This is a genomic window from Rhizobium sp. SVR5-9E (genome assembly GCF_056755095.1).
Map to the genome: position 1 here is coordinate 1 of NZ_JBNDHS010000876.1, position 228 is coordinate 228.

A 228-nucleotide genomic window follows, 5' to 3' on the forward strand; every position below is an offset into this window, starting at 1 on the left:
GTCCTAACGCACCCCTGAGTTCAGGATCCACGTTATCCAGCTGGTCGTACACGCCGTGGGATTTCAGCTCTCCCTCCAGCCCAAGCTGCTGGCGCGTTGCCTGCAGATTACCGTTTACGGAAGGGTAAAACGCCCCACCCGCCTGGTTAATCTGTTCGCGCGCCCCGGCAATACGCAATACTGTCTGCTGCAGGGATAAATTTCCCGCGATCGCGCGCTCTATCAGGC

At 58.8% G+C, this 228-nt stretch carries 1 protein-coding gene; it reads right to left on the bottom strand.

The features are described 5' to 3' along the window. The coding region (locus ACPYOJ_RS37335) for a TolC family protein (protein ID WP_481420680.1) at positions 1–228 on the bottom strand (228 nt) is incomplete at both ends.